This is a genomic window from Citrobacter sp. B72, assembly GCF_016894305.1.
Classification (GTDB): Bacteria; Pseudomonadota; Gammaproteobacteria; order Enterobacterales; family Enterobacteriaceae; genus Citrobacter; species Citrobacter portucalensis.
The window spans coordinates 1,386,967-1,403,348 of record NZ_CP069801.1 but is presented as its reverse complement, the minus strand read 5'-3'; the positions used below and the strand labels follow the sequence as shown (position 1 = coordinate 1,403,348).

General features: G+C 54.0%; 18 protein-coding genes. 5 read left to right on the top strand and 13 right to left on the bottom strand.

Annotated elements, in window-relative coordinates; genetic code table 11:
• The first annotated feature begins 82 nt into the window (after window positions 1-82).
• Window positions 83-928 carry a 3-mercaptopyruvate sulfurtransferase gene (gene sseA / locus JQN59_RS06665; protein WP_103015186.1) on the top strand — a complete coding sequence of 282 codons (846 nt, stop codon included), beginning with the start codon at window positions 83-85 and terminating at the stop codon, window positions 926-928.
• A 43-nt stretch (window positions 929-971) separates the two neighbouring features.
• Here sseA and sseB read toward each other — a convergent pair whose 3' ends face one another.
• The 11 genes from sseB to trmJ all read right to left on the bottom strand — a co-directional run bounded on the left by sseB (window position 972) and on the right by trmJ (window position 9,749).
• On the bottom strand, window positions 972-1,748 hold the full coding sequence (gene sseB, locus JQN59_RS06660; protein ID WP_016157136.1) for an enhanced serine sensitivity protein SseB: 777 nt from the start codon (window positions 1,746-1,748) through the stop codon (window positions 972-974).
• Window positions 1,749-1,818: 70 nt separating this feature from the next.
• The gene (gene pepB, locus JQN59_RS06655; RefSeq protein ID WP_149607867.1) at window positions 1,819-3,102 is read right to left on the bottom strand and encodes an aminopeptidase PepB; all 1,284 of its coding nucleotides are present in this window, start codon (window positions 3,100-3,102) and stop codon (window positions 1,819-1,821) included.
• 61 nt (window positions 3,103-3,163) lie between these two features.
• A complete protein-coding gene (gene iscX / locus JQN59_RS06650; protein WP_003037694.1) occupies window positions 3,164-3,364 on the bottom strand; it encodes a Fe-S cluster assembly protein IscX in 201 nt (66 codons plus the stop codon).
• Window positions 3,365-3,375: 11 nt separating this feature from the next.
• Window positions 3,376-3,711 (bottom strand): ISC system 2Fe-2S type ferredoxin, encoded by a 336-nt coding sequence (fdx, locus tag JQN59_RS06645; RefSeq protein WP_003037690.1) that lies wholly within the window; start codon window positions 3,709-3,711, stop codon window positions 3,376-3,378.
• Between the two features lies 1 nt (window position 3,712).
• Complete coding sequence (hscA, locus tag JQN59_RS06640; protein ID WP_003838439.1) at window positions 3,713-5,563, bottom strand: Fe-S protein assembly chaperone HscA; 1,851 nt, start codon at window positions 5,561-5,563, stop codon at window positions 3,713-3,715.
• A 15-nt stretch (window positions 5,564-5,578) separates the two neighbouring features.
• Window positions 5,579-6,094: a co-chaperone HscB gene (hscB, locus tag JQN59_RS06635; protein ID WP_003835201.1), complete on the bottom strand. Its 516-nt coding sequence runs from the start codon at window positions 6,092-6,094 to the stop codon at window positions 5,579-5,581.
• A 108-nt stretch (window positions 6,095-6,202) separates the two neighbouring features.
• On the bottom strand, window positions 6,203-6,526 hold the full coding sequence (gene iscA / locus JQN59_RS06630; protein WP_003835203.1) for an iron-sulfur cluster assembly protein IscA: 324 nt from the start codon (window positions 6,524-6,526) through the stop codon (window positions 6,203-6,205).
• A gap of 20 nt (window positions 6,527-6,546) precedes the next feature.
• Complete coding sequence (iscU, locus tag JQN59_RS06625) at window positions 6,547-6,933, bottom strand: Fe-S cluster assembly scaffold IscU (RefSeq protein WP_002913991.1); 387 nt, start codon at window positions 6,931-6,933, stop codon at window positions 6,547-6,549.
• A 26-nt stretch (window positions 6,934-6,959) separates the two neighbouring features.
• On the bottom strand, window positions 6,960-8,174 hold the full coding sequence (iscS, locus tag JQN59_RS06620; protein ID WP_003835233.1) for a cysteine desulfurase: 1,215 nt from the start codon (window positions 8,172-8,174) through the stop codon (window positions 6,960-6,962).
• A gap of 112 nt (window positions 8,175-8,286) precedes the next feature.
• Window positions 8,287-8,778 (bottom strand): Fe-S cluster assembly transcriptional regulator IscR, encoded by a 492-nt coding sequence (iscR, locus tag JQN59_RS06615; RefSeq protein WP_003037674.1) that lies wholly within the window; start codon window positions 8,776-8,778, stop codon window positions 8,287-8,289.
• Window positions 8,779-9,017: 239 nt separating this feature from the next.
• Window positions 9,018-9,749 carry a tRNA (cytosine(32)/uridine(32)-2'-O)-methyltransferase TrmJ gene (gene trmJ / locus JQN59_RS06610; protein ID WP_003835235.1) on the bottom strand — a complete coding sequence of 244 codons (732 nt, stop codon included), beginning with the start codon at window positions 9,747-9,749 and terminating at the stop codon, window positions 9,018-9,020.
• 118 nt (window positions 9,750-9,867) lie between these two features.
• Between trmJ and suhB the strand changes: the two genes are divergently transcribed.
• Window positions 9,868-10,671, top strand: a complete 804-nt coding sequence (suhB, locus tag JQN59_RS06605; RefSeq protein WP_003835237.1) for an inositol-1-monophosphatase — start codon at window positions 9,868-9,870, stop codon at window positions 10,669-10,671.
• A 103-nt stretch (window positions 10,672-10,774) separates the two neighbouring features.
• Here suhB and JQN59_RS06600 read toward each other — a convergent pair whose 3' ends face one another.
• Together JQN59_RS06600 and JQN59_RS06595 are read right to left on the bottom strand one after the other, a co-directional pair.
• Window positions 10,775-11,755, bottom strand: a complete 981-nt coding sequence (locus JQN59_RS06600) for a nickel/cobalt transporter (protein ID WP_149607866.1) — start codon at window positions 11,753-11,755, stop codon at window positions 10,775-10,777.
• Window positions 11,746-12,384, bottom strand: coding sequence for a DUF1007 family protein (locus tag JQN59_RS06595; RefSeq protein WP_048225041.1), 639 nt, complete (start codon window positions 12,382-12,384; stop codon window positions 11,746-11,748). Before JQN59_RS06595 ends, JQN59_RS06600 begins: the two co-directional genes overlap by 10 nt.
• Window positions 12,385-12,804: 420 nt before the next feature.
• On the opposite strand from JQN59_RS06595, the gene JQN59_RS06590 reads away from it, so the two are divergent.
• From JQN59_RS06590 to JQN59_RS06580, 3 genes are all read left to right on the top strand, one after another.
• The gene (locus JQN59_RS06590) at window positions 12,805-13,788 is read left to right on the top strand and encodes an autoinducer 2 ABC transporter substrate-binding protein (RefSeq protein WP_204528192.1); all 984 of its coding nucleotides are present in this window, start codon (window positions 12,805-12,807) and stop codon (window positions 13,786-13,788) included.
• A gap of 103 nt (window positions 13,789-13,891) precedes the next feature.
• The gene (locus tag JQN59_RS06585; RefSeq protein ID WP_008785466.1) at window positions 13,892-15,400 is read left to right on the top strand and encodes a sugar ABC transporter ATP-binding protein; all 1,509 of its coding nucleotides are present in this window, start codon (window positions 13,892-13,894) and stop codon (window positions 15,398-15,400) included.
• A complete protein-coding gene (locus JQN59_RS06580) occupies window positions 15,393-16,382 on the top strand; it encodes an ABC transporter permease (protein WP_149607865.1) in 990 nt (329 codons plus the stop codon). Before JQN59_RS06585 ends, JQN59_RS06580 begins: the two co-directional genes overlap by 8 nt.

Below are 16,382 nucleotides of genomic sequence, written 5' to 3'. Positions count from 1 at the left end.
CTGACAAATCAGCCTGTTTTACTTGTCGCTTTACGGTAAACATCCGACAATTTGCCAAAACCTGGTAAAAATGGAGATGCCTATGACCACCGCCTTCTTTGTCGCTACCGACTGGCTTGCCGAACACATTGACGACCCGGAAATACAAATTCTTGATGCCCGGATGGCACCTCCTGGACAGGAAGATCGCGATGTTGGTGAGGAGTATCGTGCGGGCCATATTCCTGGCGCAGTCTTTTTTGATATTGAAGCACTTTCCGATCATACCTCACCGCTACCGCATATGATGCCACGCCCCGAAGCCTTTGCCGTTGCGATGCGCGAGCTGGGCGTTGATCAGGATAAGCATCTGGTTATCTACGATGACGGTAATCTGTTTTCCGCGCCACGCGCATGGTGGATGCTGCGGACATTTGGCGTCGAAAATGTCTCCATTCTGGCAGGCGGTCTGGCAGGCTGGAAGCGCGATGAGTTAATGCTCAAGGAAGGCGATGAGGATTTACCTGAAGGTGAATTTAACGTGGCCTTTACGCCTGACGCAGTTGTGCGCGTTACCGATGTACTGCTGGCCAGTCATGAAAAAACGGCGCAGATCGTCGATGCCCGTCCGGCTGCGCGTTTTAATGGCGAAGTTGACGAGCCGCGTCCTGGCCTGAAGCGTGGTCATGTACCCGGTGCGCTTAACGTACCGTGGACAGAACTGGTTCGTGACGGCGAATTGAAAACCACCGATGAGCTGGATGCTATTTTCTTCAGTCACGGCGTGAGCTTTGACCGCCCTATTATCGCCAGCTGCGGCTCCGGCGTAACGGCTGCCGTCGTCGTGCTGGCACTTGCCACGCTGGGCGTTTCTGACGTCGTATTGTATGACGGCGCATGGAGCGAATGGGGAGCGCGCAACGATTTACCGGTAGAACCGCAATTATAAAGCTGGAAAAGCCGGATAGCGCTTCGCTTATCCGGCCTACAATTTAGATAATCCGGTTCTGTTTAAAGTCGCGCAGGAAACCGCCCCAGCGGCGTTCGTAGAACGGTGCGATATGCTCAGTGATAAAGTGGCTCACGCCCTTCTCACCCTTCTTCACCTGGCAGATATCAATAGGTTCATCGCCCGGCAGCGTATCGGTCGCGACGCTGCCAGCAGCGTGGATGATCTCTTCAATATCCCCTTCCGCTTCAATACCAATCAGCAGATTCGGCTGGGCTTCCGCGCTTTCTTTGATTGAGCAGAGGAACGCGCGTTTTACCGGCTTAATGGTTTTAAACAGCGTAGTCAGCGAGTCAATCATCTGCGCCGGAGGTTCAGCGACTTCAGAGAGGATCAGCGATTCACCGCCTTCCAGTACTTCCTGGGTGCTGAGCGGATTCCCCTCTTCCCCCATCAGCAGGCTGATTTCACGCGGCATAAATTCTTTGCCGGTCGGCAGTTTCGCGTTGAGAAAGAGCGTTTCGCCGAGCGTCATTTCAAATAACGTACGCACCGGCATAACGACAAATGCTTGCTCATCTTCCACCGCCTGCTGCAGGGCTTCCAGAGAAGTGAAGAACGGGATCACGGTCGTGCCGTCTTCTTTTTCCCAATGCTGCAGGTCGAGAGCGCTGTCTTCAACCACCGCCTCGCCTTCTGCGGCAGTACCCGGCACCCAGACTGTGGATTCCAGTAAAGTACGGAAAAATGCCGGACGATGCGCAGGCTCTGTCGCCGCTTGTTCAAGCAATGTTTCTAATTCGTTTTTTGTTTCGGACATAAGTATCACAAATTGGATGAATACATGTAGGCCGGATAAGCTTAGCGCCATCCGGCAATACAGTAATAAATTATGCGGTCAGCAGATTCGCAATCGTGCGCACACCCAGACCGGTTGCGCCCGCAGACCACTGCTCAACCGGCGCTTTGCGATAGGTTGCGGAGCAGTCGATATGCAGCCAGCCCTGCTGGTAGTTTTCCACGAAATGGGACAGGAAGCCCGCCGCGGTGCTTGCGCCAGCCGGGTAAGCCGCGCTGCCGGTGTTATTCAGTTCGGCAAAGTTAGACGGCAACTGACTACGGTGGAACTCTGCCAGCGGCAGACGCCAGAACGGTTCGTTTTCTTGTGCCGCACTTGCCAGCAGGCGAGCAGCCAGCTTGTCGTCAAAGCTGAACAACGCGTGATAATCGTTACCCAGGGCGGTTTTCGCCGCGCCGGTCAGCGTGGCAGCATCAATGATCAGTTCCGGTTTCTGCGCACTGGCATCGATCAGGCCATCGGCCAGCACCAGACGTCCTTCGGCATCGGTATTCATCACTTCAACTTTTTTACCGTTGCGATAGTGAATAATGTCGCCGAGCTTAAAGGCGTTGCCGCTAATCAGGTTATCCGCGCAGCACAGATACAGCTTCACGCGCTTGTTCAGACCACGGGTGATGGCAAATGCCAACGCACCGGTGACCGTTGCCGCACCGCCCATGTCGGACTTCATTGAGTCCATAAATGCGCTTTGCTTGATGCTGTAACCACCGGAATCAAAAGTAATTCCCTTACCAACCAGGCAGGCATAAACCGGGGCTTCTTTATCGCCTGTTGGGTTGTAGTCCAGCGCCAGCAGCACAGGAGGACGTTCAGAGCCGCGACCCACGGTATGCAGCCCCATGTAGTTCTGCTCGCGCAGATCTTCGCCTTTGGTGATGCGGTAAGAGACGTTATCGCACGCGACGGAGCACAGCAGATCAACAGCGCGCTGCGCCAGCTGTTCCGGGCCAAGCTCTTCTGCCGGGGCGTTAATGGTATCGCGCACCCAGTCAATAATCTTCAGACGGCTATCCAGCTCTTTGCGCTGCGCTTCGTCCAGAGCGGCCCACTCAACTTTGCGGGTGCCTTTTGGTCCCTTGTAGCCCTGCCAGAACGCCCAGCTACGTTCGGTATCCCAGCATTCACCGTCCAGTTGCACGTGTTTAATGCCCAGGCCGTCGATTTTACGCGCGGCACGCTGGATAAGGCCGAGGTCATCTTTTCCGTTCAGGTGCAGGGTAATGCCGTCATTATTAATGCTGTATGTCGCCTTTTCACCCCAGCGGGCATCGGCGGGTTGCGTGGAAAGCGTAATTTTCATGGCTTCTGTCATTTTATTTATCCTTATTTTCGCGCATACAGGAAAACGGGCCACCCGTGGGCAGCCCGTTGACTTATTCGGCTTCGTCCAGCCAGACCAGCAAAATGGCCTCAAGGATTTTTTCGTTCGATGCCTGAGGATCATCATCGAACTCTTCCAGGTCACAGATCCACTGGTGCAGATCGGTGAAACGAACGGTCTTGGGATCGAGATCGGGGAAAGCGTCATACAGCGCCTCGCCGATTTCGCGGCTATCGGTCCACTTCAGTCCCATACTACCCTCTGTTAATGCTCACGCGCATGATTGATTGTGTAACGTGGGATTTCGACCACTAAATCGTCCTCGGTTACCCGCGCCTGACAGCTTAAACGGCTCTCCGGCTCCAGTCCCCAGGCTTTATCCAGCATGTCGTCTTCTTCTTCTGTGCTTTCCGGCAAAGAATCAAAACCTTCACGCACGATGCAGTGGCAGGTAGTGCAGGCACAGGATTTTTCACAGGCGTGTTCAATCTCGATCCCGTTACGCAGGGCAACGTCGAGAATGGTTTCGCCGGTCTCAGCTTCCAGAACTGCGCCATCGGGACAGAGATCCTGATGAGGCAAAATAACAATCTTTGGCATATTAAACCTCGTCCACGGAATGGCCTTTCAGCGCGCTACGGACGGATTTGTCCATGCGGCGAGCGGCGAATTCCTGGGTTTGTTTGTCTACGTTTTTAATGGCTTGTTCTATCGCGTCAACATCGTCACCCTGTGCAACCTCGCTCAAGTGTGCGGCGGCGGTGTCGATAGCCTGACGTTCTGCGGCGCTTAACAGCGCGGCATCAGCGTTCAGCGCACCGGATAAACTCTCCAGTACGCGTGCCGCTTCGACTTTCTGTTCTGCCAGCATACGGGCTTTAACGTCCTGCTCAGCAAAACTCATCGAATCCTGAATCATGGAGGCGATTTCACTGTCGGTCAGACCGTAGGACGGTTTAACCTGGATTGAGGACTCAACGCCTGTGGATTTCTCCATGGCGGTGACGCTCAGCAGCCCATCGGCATCCACCTGGAAGGTCACGCGGATGTGCGCACCGCCAGCCGGTAATGCCGGGATGCCGCGCAGCGCAAAACGCGCCAGTGAACGGCAGTCCTGCACCAGCTCACGCTCGCCCTGCATCACGTGAATGGACATCGCGGTTTGGCCATCTTTAAAGGTGGTAAAGTCCTGCGCGCGCGCCACTGGGATAGTGGTGTTACGCGGGATCACTTTCTCCACCAGACCGCCCATGGTTTCCAGTCCCAGAGACAGCGGGATAACGTCCAGCAGCAGCATTTCGCTGTCCGGTTTATTTCCGACGAGAATATCCGCCTGGATTGCCGCACCGATAGCGACCACTTTGTCCGGGTCAATAGAGGTCAGCGGCGTGCGGCCAAAAAATTCACCGACGCGTTCACGTACCAGAGGCACGCGCGTTGAACCGCCAACCATCACCACTTCCAGAACATCTTGCGGCTCCACGCCCGCATCTTTCAGCGCGCGACGGCAGGCCAGCAGCGTACGCTTGACCAGTGCGGAAATGAGTTCATTAAAGGTTTCACGGGTGATTTCACCCTGCCATCCTGCCACGTTAACCGTTACAGAATCAGCGTCGCTAAGTGCGATTTTCGCTGCAATCGCGGCATCCAGCAGTTCACGCTGTACGCGGTTATCGCTGCGATCGGCCACGCCCGCCTGCTCGCGAATGTAATCGGCCAGCAGATGGTCAAAATCGTCGCCGCCGAGCGCGGAATCACCGCCGGTCGCCAGCACTTCAAACACGCCACGGCTCAGGCGCAGAATAGAAATATCAAAAGTACCGCCGCCAAGATCGTAGACTGCGATCACGCCTTCCTGACCGGAGTCCAGACCATACGCGATCGCCGCTGCGGTCGGTTCGTTCAGCAGACGCAATACGTGCAGGCCCGCCAGACGCGCGGCGTCTTTGGTCCCCTGACGCTGTGCATCGTCAAAGTAAGCCGGAACAGTGATTACCACGCCGTCCAGTTCGCCGGACAGCGATTCGGTAGCCCGCGCGGCCAGCGCTTTCAGAATATCAGCGGAGACGCGCACCGGATTAAGCAAACCGGCAGCGGTTTCAATCATCGGCAGACCGTTTTCGCTCGCCTGGAACGTATATGGCAGATGCGGGTAACGCGCCTGGATATCCGCCAGAGAGCGGCCCATCATGCGTTTTACCGAGCTAACGGTGTTTGCCGTATCCAACGCTGCATTGGCGCGGGCATCGTAACCGACAGAGTAGCCCTGCTGCTGATAGTGAACCACTGACGGCAACAGGTGGCGACCTTCATGGTCTGCCAGCGTTTCGGCCTGGCCGCTGCGTACGGTAGCAACCAGGGAGTTGGTGGTGCCTAAATCGATACCTACCGCCAGACGACGCTGGTGCGGCGCGGCGCTCAGACCAGGCTCACTAATTTGTAATAAGGCCATTTTCGCTTCCGGAAATTAAAAATCGAGCAGTTTTTCTTCGAGTTGTTCTGCACTGCTTCGCAGTTTATCGAGAAAACGCAGCTTACGCACGGTATCTGCCGCTGCGTCCCACGTCTCGCTATCCAGCTGTTCCACCATCAGTTGATGGCGAACGTTATACATTTCGCTGACGCGTTTCATAAACGCATCTAAACGTTGACTGTCTTTTGCCTGTTCAATCTCGTCCAGCTCTTCACGCAGCTCAAGTTGCTCCATCAGGAACGCGGTATCGCGCACCGTGTGCTGCTCGCTGCGGATATCAAAACCGTGTAAAGACAATAAGTATTCGGCGCGCATCAAAGGATGACGCAGCGTTTGCCAGGCCTGGTTGATAGTGGCGGACTGCGAAACCGCAGCAAGTTGTTCCGCCTGGGAACCGCTGGCGAATTTATCAGGATGATACTGACGTTGTAGATCCTGAAAACGTAGGCTTAGCGCCTGAGTATCGAGCTGATAACGGGCCGGTAAGCCAAAGAGGGTGAAGTAGTCCATAACATTCTCAGGGCATCGATTCTCTGTTGTTCGATGAGGCAAAACCAGAGAGTCAGGTAAAACAAACCCCACGCGCAGGCGACCACGGTGGGGTTATCAGTAAGCGCGTTACACGTGGAAGCTTTCGCCGCATCCACATTCGTCTTTCACGTTCGGGTTAGTGAACTTAAACCCTTCGTTCAGACCTTCTTTGACGAAGTCTAACTGCGTACCGTCGAGGAATTGCAGGCTCTTACCGTCGATCACGACTTTTACGCCTTTGTCTTCAAACACGGTATCTTCAGCCGCCGGCTCGTCAACAAATTCCAGTACATAGGCCATACCTGAGCAGCCGGAGGTTCTCACGCCCAGACGCAGACCAAACCCTTTACCGCGGTTTGCCAGGAAGGTATTTACACGCGCTGCTGCACTGTCGCTTAAGGTAATCGACATAATAAAACCTCAACTCTTAATTATTTTGCTTCACGTTTGCTTTTGTAATCCGCAATCGCGGCTTTAATCGCGTCTTCAGCCAGAATAGAGCAGTGAATTTTCACCGGTGGCAGTTCAAGCTCGTCGGCGATATCGGTGTTTTTAATCGCCTGTGCTTCGTCCAGAGATTTCCCTTTTACCCATTCGGTAACCAGAGAGCTGGAAGCAATAGCGGAACCGCAGCCGTAAGTCTTGAAACGCGCGTCTTCAATGATACCCTCATTGTTGACTTTGATCTGCAACTTCATCACGTCGCCACAGGCTGGTGCACCGACCATGCCGCTGCCCACGTTCTCGTCGCTGTTGTCAAAAGAGCCCACGTTACGTGGATTCTCGTAATGATCGATAACTTTTTCGCTGTAAGCCATGTTGAATTCTCCTTATCGGTGCCGAATTAGTGATGTGACCATTCAATGCTGTTCAGATCCACACCCTGTTTGAACATTTCCCACAGTGGAGAAAGGTCGCGCAGACGGCCAATGGAGTTGCGAACCAGATTGATGGCATAGTCAATCTCTTCTTCGGTAGTGAAACGACCTAAAGAGAAACGAATTGAGCTGTGTGCCAGCTCGTCGGTCATCCCCAGCGCGCGCAGCACGTAGGATGGCTCCAGGCTTGCAGAAGTACATGCAGAACCGGAGGATACAGCCAGGTCTTTCAGCGCCATAATCAGCGACTCGCCTTCAACAAAGTTGAAGCTGACGTTGAGAATGTTCGGTGCGCCCTGCTCGAGGTCACCGTTGAGGTACACCTCTTCCATATCTTTCACGCCGTTCCACAGACGGTTACGCAGACTGCGCAGGCGCGCCATCTCGGTTTCCATCTCTTCTTTAGCGATACGGTATGCTTCCCCCATGCCGACGATCTGGTGCACAGGCAGCGTACCGGAACGCATACCGCGCTCGTGACCGCCGCCGTGCATCTGCGCTTCAATACGAATACGCGGTTTACGACGAACGTACAGCGCGCCGATACCTTTCGGACCATAGATTTTGTGGCCGGAGAAGGACATCAGGTCAACTTTCAGCTGGCTCAGATCGATAGGCAGTTTGCCTACGCTCTGGGTCGCATCAACGTGATAGATGATGCCGCGAGCACGGCACATTTCGCCGATAGTCGCGATATCCTGCACCACGCCGATTTCGTTGTTCACATGCATGATGGACACGAGGATGGTGTCGTCACGCATTGCAGCTTCAAGTTCTTTCAGGTCGATAATGCCGTTACGCTGCGGGGCGAGGTAGGTAACTTCGAACCCTTCACGCTCCAGCTGACGACAGGTATCCAGCACGGCTTTGTGTTCGGTTTTGCTGGTGATGATGTGCTTGCCTTTTTTCTGATAAAAGTTGGCTGCACCTTTAATCGCCAGGTTATCGGATTCAGTCGCACCGGAAGTAAATACGATTTCACGCGGGTCAGCGCCCACGAGGTCGGCAATCTGGTTACGGGCGATATCTACCGCCTCTTCAGCCTGCCAGCCGAAACGGTGTGAACGAGACGCTGGGTTACCAAAGTTTCCGTCCAGGGTCAGACACTGCATCATTTTCTCGGCAACACGCGGGTCCACCGGCGTGGTTGCGGAGTAGTCGAGATAGATCGGTAATTTCATTGCTCTATAAACTCCGTACATCGCTTCAATGCAAGGAATCAGGCAACCGGCTGGATGTACGACCGAGTTAACGGGGTGTGTAGCACCCCGGCCTGATTCTAAAATACTTTTATTATGCGCGTAACTTAACGTCGATCGCGTCTTGAGCACGATTAGTGCGTGGAGCGTCATGGGTATGCTGGCGACCAGACACATCCAGGACTTCCTGATTATTTACCAGTTCGCCCAACGTAATGTTGTTGAGGAAACCGGTCAGACGATCGCTCAGATCGCGCCACAGCGCGTGGGTCAGGCATTTATCGCCGCCCTGACAACCGCCTTTGCCCTGGCAACGGGTCGCATCTACAGACTCGTCAACAGCGCTAATCACTTCACCTACTGCGATGCTGCCGGCATCTTTACCCAGCAGATACCCGCCGCCTGGTCCACGTACGCTGGAAACCAGACCGTTTTTACGCAAACGGGAAAACAGCTGCTCCAGATATGACAGGGAAATTCCCTGACGTTCAGAAATATCAGCCAACGGTACCGGGCCCGTTTCGGAGTTGAGCGCAACGTCCAACATTGCGGTCACGGCGTAACGCCCTTTTGATGTCAGTCTCATGTCTTACTTAGCCTCAAACTCGCCCCTGCCCGGGGTTTTTTATTGTAAAATGGGGGTATTGCATAGCAGGGGCAAGTCTGACATTCCCGACTAAATCAGTCAACTATTTACTTGACTAATTTAGTCAGGTATTTAACCTTCAGTGCCATTTTCACTTGCCGGATGCGCTTCGCTTATCCGGCCTACGAATCGTGCGGCCTGTAGGCCGGATAAGCGAAGCGCATCCGGCATTAGTACAGTTACTTGCTTTTATTCTGCTGCTCGATTGAAGCTAAAATCCCGCGCAGGATGTTCAGTTCCTGGCTCTCTGGACGCGCGCGCGTAAACAAACGACGCAGTTTATTCATCACCTGCCCCGGGTGCCCTTCGCGGATAAACCCGGTCGACAGCAGCGTTTGCTCCAGATGACCGTAAAAACGCTCTAAATCATCGACCAGCGGATACTCTGCTTCTTCGTAATCTACGGTCTTGTCGCTTTCCTGCGTCGCCAGCCAGGCCATGCGCACCTCATAAGAGATGACCTGCACTGCCATCGCCAGGTTGAGCGAACTGTATTCCGGGTTCGCGGCAATGGCGACGTGATAATGGCACTTTTGCAGTTCTTCGTTGGTCAGACCAACACGTTCACGACCAAAGACCAGCGCCACCGGCGAGTTCGTCGCTTCAGAGACACTTTTTAAACCGCATTCACGCGGATCCAGCATCGGCCACGGCAGCGTGCGGGAACGCGCACTGGTGCCTACCACCAGGCTACAGCCCGCCAGCGCTTCATCGAGCGTATCGACGATCTGCGCACTGCCGATCACATCACTGGCTCCCGCTGCCAGGGCGATGGCCTGGGAGTCCGGTTTAACCAGTGGATTTACCAGCCACAGATTGGTTAAACCCATGGTTTTCATTGCGCGGGCTACAGAGCCCATGTTGCCAGTGTGAGAGGTTTCCACCAGCACGATTCGAATATTTTGCAGCATTGTATTTCTTCGGCTAAAGATTATTCGGGCATATTATCATAAAACGAAGACATATTCCGAACTCGCTGCTATACTCTGCGCCGTTTTCCCGTTCTTTAACATCCAGTGAGAGAGACCGATGCATCCGATGCTGACCATCGCCGTGCGCGCAGCGCGCAAGGCGGGTAATGTAATTGCCAAACACTACGAAACCCCAGACTCTGTAGAAACCAGCCAGAAAGGCAGCAATGATTTCGTGACTAACGTCGATAAAGCCGCCGAAGCGATTATTATCGAAACGATTCGCAAATCTTACCCACAGCACACCATCATCACCGAAGAAAGCGGTGAACATGTTGGTGAAGATTTGGATGTTCAATGGGTTATCGATCCACTGGATGGCACCACCAACTTCGTAAAACGTCTGCCGCACTTCGCGGTATCCATCGCTGTACGCATCAAAGGTCGTACTGAAGTCGCCGTTGTTTACGATCCAATGCGTAACGAACTGTTCACCGCAACCCGTGGCCAGGGCGCACAGCTGAACGGCTACCGTCTGCGTGGCAGCACCGCCCGCGATCTGGATGGCACCATCATCGCCACCGGTTTCCCGTTCAAAGCCAAACAGCACGCCGCTTCTTACATGAAAATTCTTGGCAACATGTTTACCGAATGCGCGGACTTCCGCCGCACCGGTTCTGCTGCGCTGGATCTGGCCTACGTTGCCGCAGCCCGCGTTGACGGTTATTTCGAAATTGGCCTGCGCCCGTGGGATTTCGCCGCAGGTGAACTGATTGCCCGTGAAGCTGGCGCACTGGTTTGCGACTTTACCGGTGGTCATAACTACATGGCGACCGGCAACATCGTTGCAGGTAACCCGCGCGTAGTGAAAGCCATGCTGGCTAACATGCGTGATGAACTGAGCGATGCGCTGAAGCGTTAATCGTTTGATGCCGGATGGCGGCTATCGCCTTATCCGGCCTACCAGGGAATTCCCCGTAGGCCTGATAAGCGAAGCGCCATCAGGCATTCATCCTACAACAGTGCTAAAACGGTCTTATCCCTCGCCCCACCGGCACCGCACTCATCCACATCACTACCGCAGCAGCGATCAGCACCGCACCACCGGCTAATGCCAGCGTCGTCCAGCCAATCTGTCGCCACAATACCGGCGCTTTATGCCCGCTAAGTTTCACCGCCAGCGAGCGGAAACTGTGTACCAGCAGAGCCAGTGACGTAATCGTCAAAGAGGTTCCTGCCGCCATCGCCAGTGCCGACGCCATACCCCAGCTAAACACGCCAACCACTTTGCTGAACAGTAAAACCATGATGGCTCCCGAGCACGGACGCATCCCCATAGACAGCACGATCATCAACCGGGCACGCCAGTCATCACCACTTTGCAGCTGTTCAGGATCGGGCAAATGCTGATGCCCGCAGCCGCAACCCTCGTGATGCACATGATGCGGCGTGAAGGCAGTGAATTTTGGGCGGCGCAGCAGCTGGCGCAATTTCTTCAGCGCACGGACGCACAATAAAACGCCCAACACGCCAACCAGCGCATAACTTCCTTTCTCCAGCCAGAAACTACTCATATGTAGCTGTCGTGCGGGCAACTGCAAGATGGTAAGCACCACAACCACCAGTCCGATAGCGACCAGCCCCTGTAATAAAGATGAGGCCAGCGTCAGGCCAATACTCGACTTCAGCTTCGAGGGGTGCGTTGCCAGCCAGGTGGTAATGACGACTTTTCCATGCCCCGGCCCCAGCGCGTGCAGAACGCCGTAGAGAAAACTAAATAGCAGCAGCGATCCCCCGGCCTGGGCCGGCCTGGCAGCAACTGCTTTCAGCAACCCGCTCATCTGTTGGTTAACGTCGCGCTGCCAGACGACACTTTTCATCATCACCTGCGGCCAGGCCTGCCATAGCCACAGTATGCCGCCTGCCGCCAACAGCAAAAAGACAGCCAGCGGCCATAGCGTCAGCCAGCGACGTCTGGCTGCGCGTTGTTGATAAACTACTGACATTGCAGCGTTACCGTCTGTGCAAACTGTTTACCCAACTCCATATCCTCCGGCGGTGCGTCTTCTTTATCCAGCGACTGCGCAAAGCTCAACGTTTGTTCATTCGGCGTCGGCGTATGTACTGAAATCCGGCATTTTTGGCTTATGGACTGCCCCAGCCTGGCGTCGCTATCTTTGTCATAGCTCATATCAACGTAGTAGGTCGGGTCGAAGGTTGAAATGGTATATTTTTGACCACTCAGCGGCTGAGCTTCGGCCAGCGGCAAAACGAACGTCAGCACTGCCTGGTGTTCCTCCCGCGCCATGCCATATTCCGTCGGCCTGTTTTTAAACTTTACCTTTTTCCCGTCGTGCCACACTTCGGTGAAATAGTGCTGCCCGAGAACGTTGGCCATCACTTCCGCCGCCAGTTTCTTCCAGATCTCATCACCAGGTTTGGCATTCCCCGCATCGTAAAGCAGATCCGCCGAGGTAATTTCATCCATCGTCCAGCGCATTTTCAGCGCGACGAACTGGTCATTCTCGCTCACTATCTCAGTTTTCAGATGGATAAAGCTGTGGGGATGCGCGCCTGCGCCAAAGGACAGGACAGCGAGAAACAACGTGATAATGATACGTTTAACGCCTTGCATGAGTTCTCCACGATGAAAATCTACACCGCCACAAATAATGATGCCTGGTTTGGCGAAAGTGTGCTGAGGATACCATTGAACGAAAAAATATTGAGCACCCTTTTCCGGTATCGATTCAGTTCTCAGTTTCGATAATTTCTTCTTCGGGAAATTCCCCTCAAACACCTTTTCGGCGTCAAAACTTAAGCCAAATGATAACGATATGTTAATTAATGGTTTCATTTTAATATTTAATTAACACTTAATTTGAACGACTGAATGTAAAACCATGCAAATTTAACTAATTATTAACCATTTTATTTCCATAAATTCACAACAATGGGCATAGATCACATTCGCAAAACTTATGATTCATTCCCTCTTCCATTCATTGTTAACTTCACGCCGTGACATGTCCTGCCCCCTACGAAAGGTACAACTATGAAATTCAAACTCGCATTACTCAGTGCAACCCTGGTTTCTGCATGCATGTTGTCCGGCACGTCCTTTGCGGCGGAAAAATATGAAATTGCTGTGGTTGCCAAAGTCACCGGGATCCCATGGTTTAACCGGATGGAAACCGGCGTAAATGAAGCAGCAAAAAAACTGGATGTGAATGCTTACCAGACCGGACCTTCAACGCCGGACCCGGCGCAGCAGGTGAAAGTGATTGAGGATCTGATCGCCAAAAACGTTAATGCGATCATCGTGGTGCCGAATGATGCCAAGGTCCTTGAGCCGGTACTGAAAAAAACGCGCGATAAAGGCATCGTGGTGTTGACGCACGAATCCCCGGATGAGCAAATTGGCCAGTGGGATATCGAAACCATCGACAGTGAAAAATACGCACAGGCCAACGTCGATGAGTTAGCGAAAAATATGGGCGGCAAAGGCGGATATGCCATCTATGTTGGTTCGCTGACGGTTCCACTGCATAACGCGTGGGCGGATTATGCAATTAAGTACCAGAAAGAAAAATATCCGGAAATGTTCGAAGTCACTTCACGTCTGCCGGTCGCGGAAAGCATCGATAAATCCTACGCCACAACGCTGGATCTGATGAAAACCTACCCGCAGATGAAGGGCATTATCGGCTTCGGCTCACTGGGTCCAATCGGTGCGGGTCAGGCTGTGCAGAAAAAACGCGCCAAAGATAAGATCGCCGTCGTCGGGATCGCCATGCCAGCGCAGGCAGCACCTTACCTGATGCGCGGTGATATCAAAAAAGCGCTGCTGTGGGATCCAAAAGACGCGGGCTACGCGCTGGTCACTGTTGCCGATCAGCTGTTGCAGGGCAAAGAAGTGAACGCCGATCTGAGTATCGATGGTTTAGGGAAAGCCGATATCGACACGGAGAAGAAAGTGATCCGCTTTAACAAGATCCTCGAAGTCACCAAAGACAACGCACAATCACTTGGTTTCTAAGGCTTTAGCCAACACCAGGGAACCTTAACGCCGACCGCCTGGTCGGCGCTATCAACCAAACTAACACTCAGCGTCCCCCCGGACGCGCGCAGGGGTATTGTCCATGGCAGACACCACCGCATTTATCACTCTTGAGAATATCAGCAAACAATTCCCGGGCGTGCTGGCGCTGGATAACGTGAATCTGACGCTGAGAAAAGGCGAAGTTCACTGTCTGGCGGGTCAAAACGGCTGTGGTAAAAGTACCATTATTAAAGTGATCTCCGGCGTTTATCACCCGGAAAAAGGCGCGCAGATTTTACTTGATGGCAAATTGTTCCATCACCTGACGCCGCAGCTCTCTTCGCATTATGGCATTCAGGTTATTTATCAGGACCTGTCATTGTTCCCCAACTTTAGCGTCGCAGAAAATATCGCGGTCAACCGCTATCTGCCGGGTGGCGATATCTGGGTGCGTCGCGGCGCCATGAAGCAGCAGGCGCTGGCAGCCATGAAACGTATTGGGGTGAATATCGATCCTGATAAAAAAGTTGAAAAACTCTCAATTGCTGATCGACAGCTGGTCGCCATTTGCCGGGCGATTGCCGCCGATGCGCGTCTGGTGATTATGGACGAGCCCACCGCTTCGCTAACCCGCCAGGAGGTTAATGGCCTGCTGCGAGTAGTTAATGAACTGAAAGCGGCCGGAATTTGCGTCGTGTTTGTCAGCCATCGTCTGGATGAGGTGATGGAAGTGGCTGACCGCATCAGCGTAATGCGCGACGGCAAACTGGTGGGTACATACCCTGCCAGCGAACTCGACAGCCACGAGCTGGCCTTCCTGATGACCGGACAACGCTTCCACTACAGTCCGTTGCCGGAAAGGCCCGCGATTGAGCAAGAGCCGCTGCTTGAGCTGCGCAATCTGAGCCGCAGAGGCAAATACCAAAACATTAATCTGTCGCTGCACGGCGGCGAGATCGTCTCCATTGTTGGTCTGCTGGGTGCCGGGCGCACTGAGCTTTGTCTGAGCCTGTTTGGTATGACGCACCCGGAAAGCGGCGAGATTCGCATTAACGGTCAGCCGGTTACTCTGCGCAATAACCATGACGCCATCCAACACGGGATCGGCTATGTCTCAGAAGATCGCCTGACGCAGGGGCTGATCATGGAGCAGTCGATCTACGACAACACCATCGTCACGGTGTTTGATCAACTGCACACCGGTAGCGGTCTGCTCGATCATCGTAAAGCGCAAAAGTTGGTCGCCGATTTAATCCGCGAACTGAATATCAAAGTGTCCGATCCGCACCTGCCGGTCAAAACCCTTTCCGGCGGTAATGCCCAGCGTATCGCCATTGCCAAATGGGTGGCGACCAATCCCCGCATCCTGATCCTCGACTCGCCTACCGTCGGCGTGGATATCGCCAACAAAGAGGGCATTTACCAGATAGCCCGCGATTTGGCGGAACAGGGTATGGCGGTGCTGATGATTTGCGATGAAATCCCGGAAGCGTATTACAACAGCCACCGCGTGCTGGTAATGCGTCGCGGCAAGCTGGTGGCGGAATTTAATCCTCATCAATGCCGTGAAGAGGAGATTGCTGAAGTGGTCGAGGTAATCAATGAATAAGATGCATCTCTCCCGTTTAATCGGGCAACATGAGTTCTGGCTGGGCCTGCTGGTTGTAGCCCTTGCCGTTGGGCTGAGCATAAGCACCGACGAGTTCTTGTCTTTGGGGAACCTGACGGATGTGGCCACCAGCTACGCGATTCTCGGCATCCTGGCCTGTGGGCTGTTTGTGGTGCTGATTTCCGGCGGGATCGACATCTCATTTCCGGCGATGACCGCGATAGCCCAGTATGCAATGGCCAGTTGGGTGATCGCTCACGGCGGCAACTTCGTACTGGCTTTAACCATCGCAATGGCGGTAGGTCTGCTGCTTGGGCTGATTAATGGATTCCTGGTCTACTGGCTGCGCGTTCCGGCGATCATCATTACCATCGCCACGCTGAACGTCTACTACGGCCTGCTGGTTTATGCCACCAAGGGTACCTGGCTGTACGGCTTCCCGGACTGGTTTATGAACGGCATTAACTGGTTCTCGTTCACCGCGGCGGATGGCTACGACTACGGTTTGACCCTGCCCCTGCTGTGCCTGGCGGCGGTGATCATCTTTACCGCCGTTCTGATGAACTATACCCGTCTTGGCCGTCAGGTTTACGCCATGGGCGGCAACCGCGACGCGGCCTCGCGCCTGGGGCTGAATCTGCTGAAGCTGCATTTTTACGTCTATGGTTACATGGGCATTCTGGCAGGCGTTGCCGCCGTGGTTCAGGCGCAAATCACCCAGTCTGTTGCCCCCAATTCACTGCTCGGCTTTGAGCTGACGGTGCTGGCGGCGGTAGTACTCGGCGGAACCAGCATGAGCGGCGGGCGCGGAACGTTGACCGGAACCCTGCTTGGCGTGGTTCTGCTGGCCTTCTTACAAAATGGCCTGACGCTGCTCAGCGTCTCCTCTTACTGGCACACCGTGTTCAGCGGCGCCATTATCCTGGTCAGCATTAGCGCCACGGCCTGGAACGAAAAACGCAAACTGGCAAGGGAGCTTTGA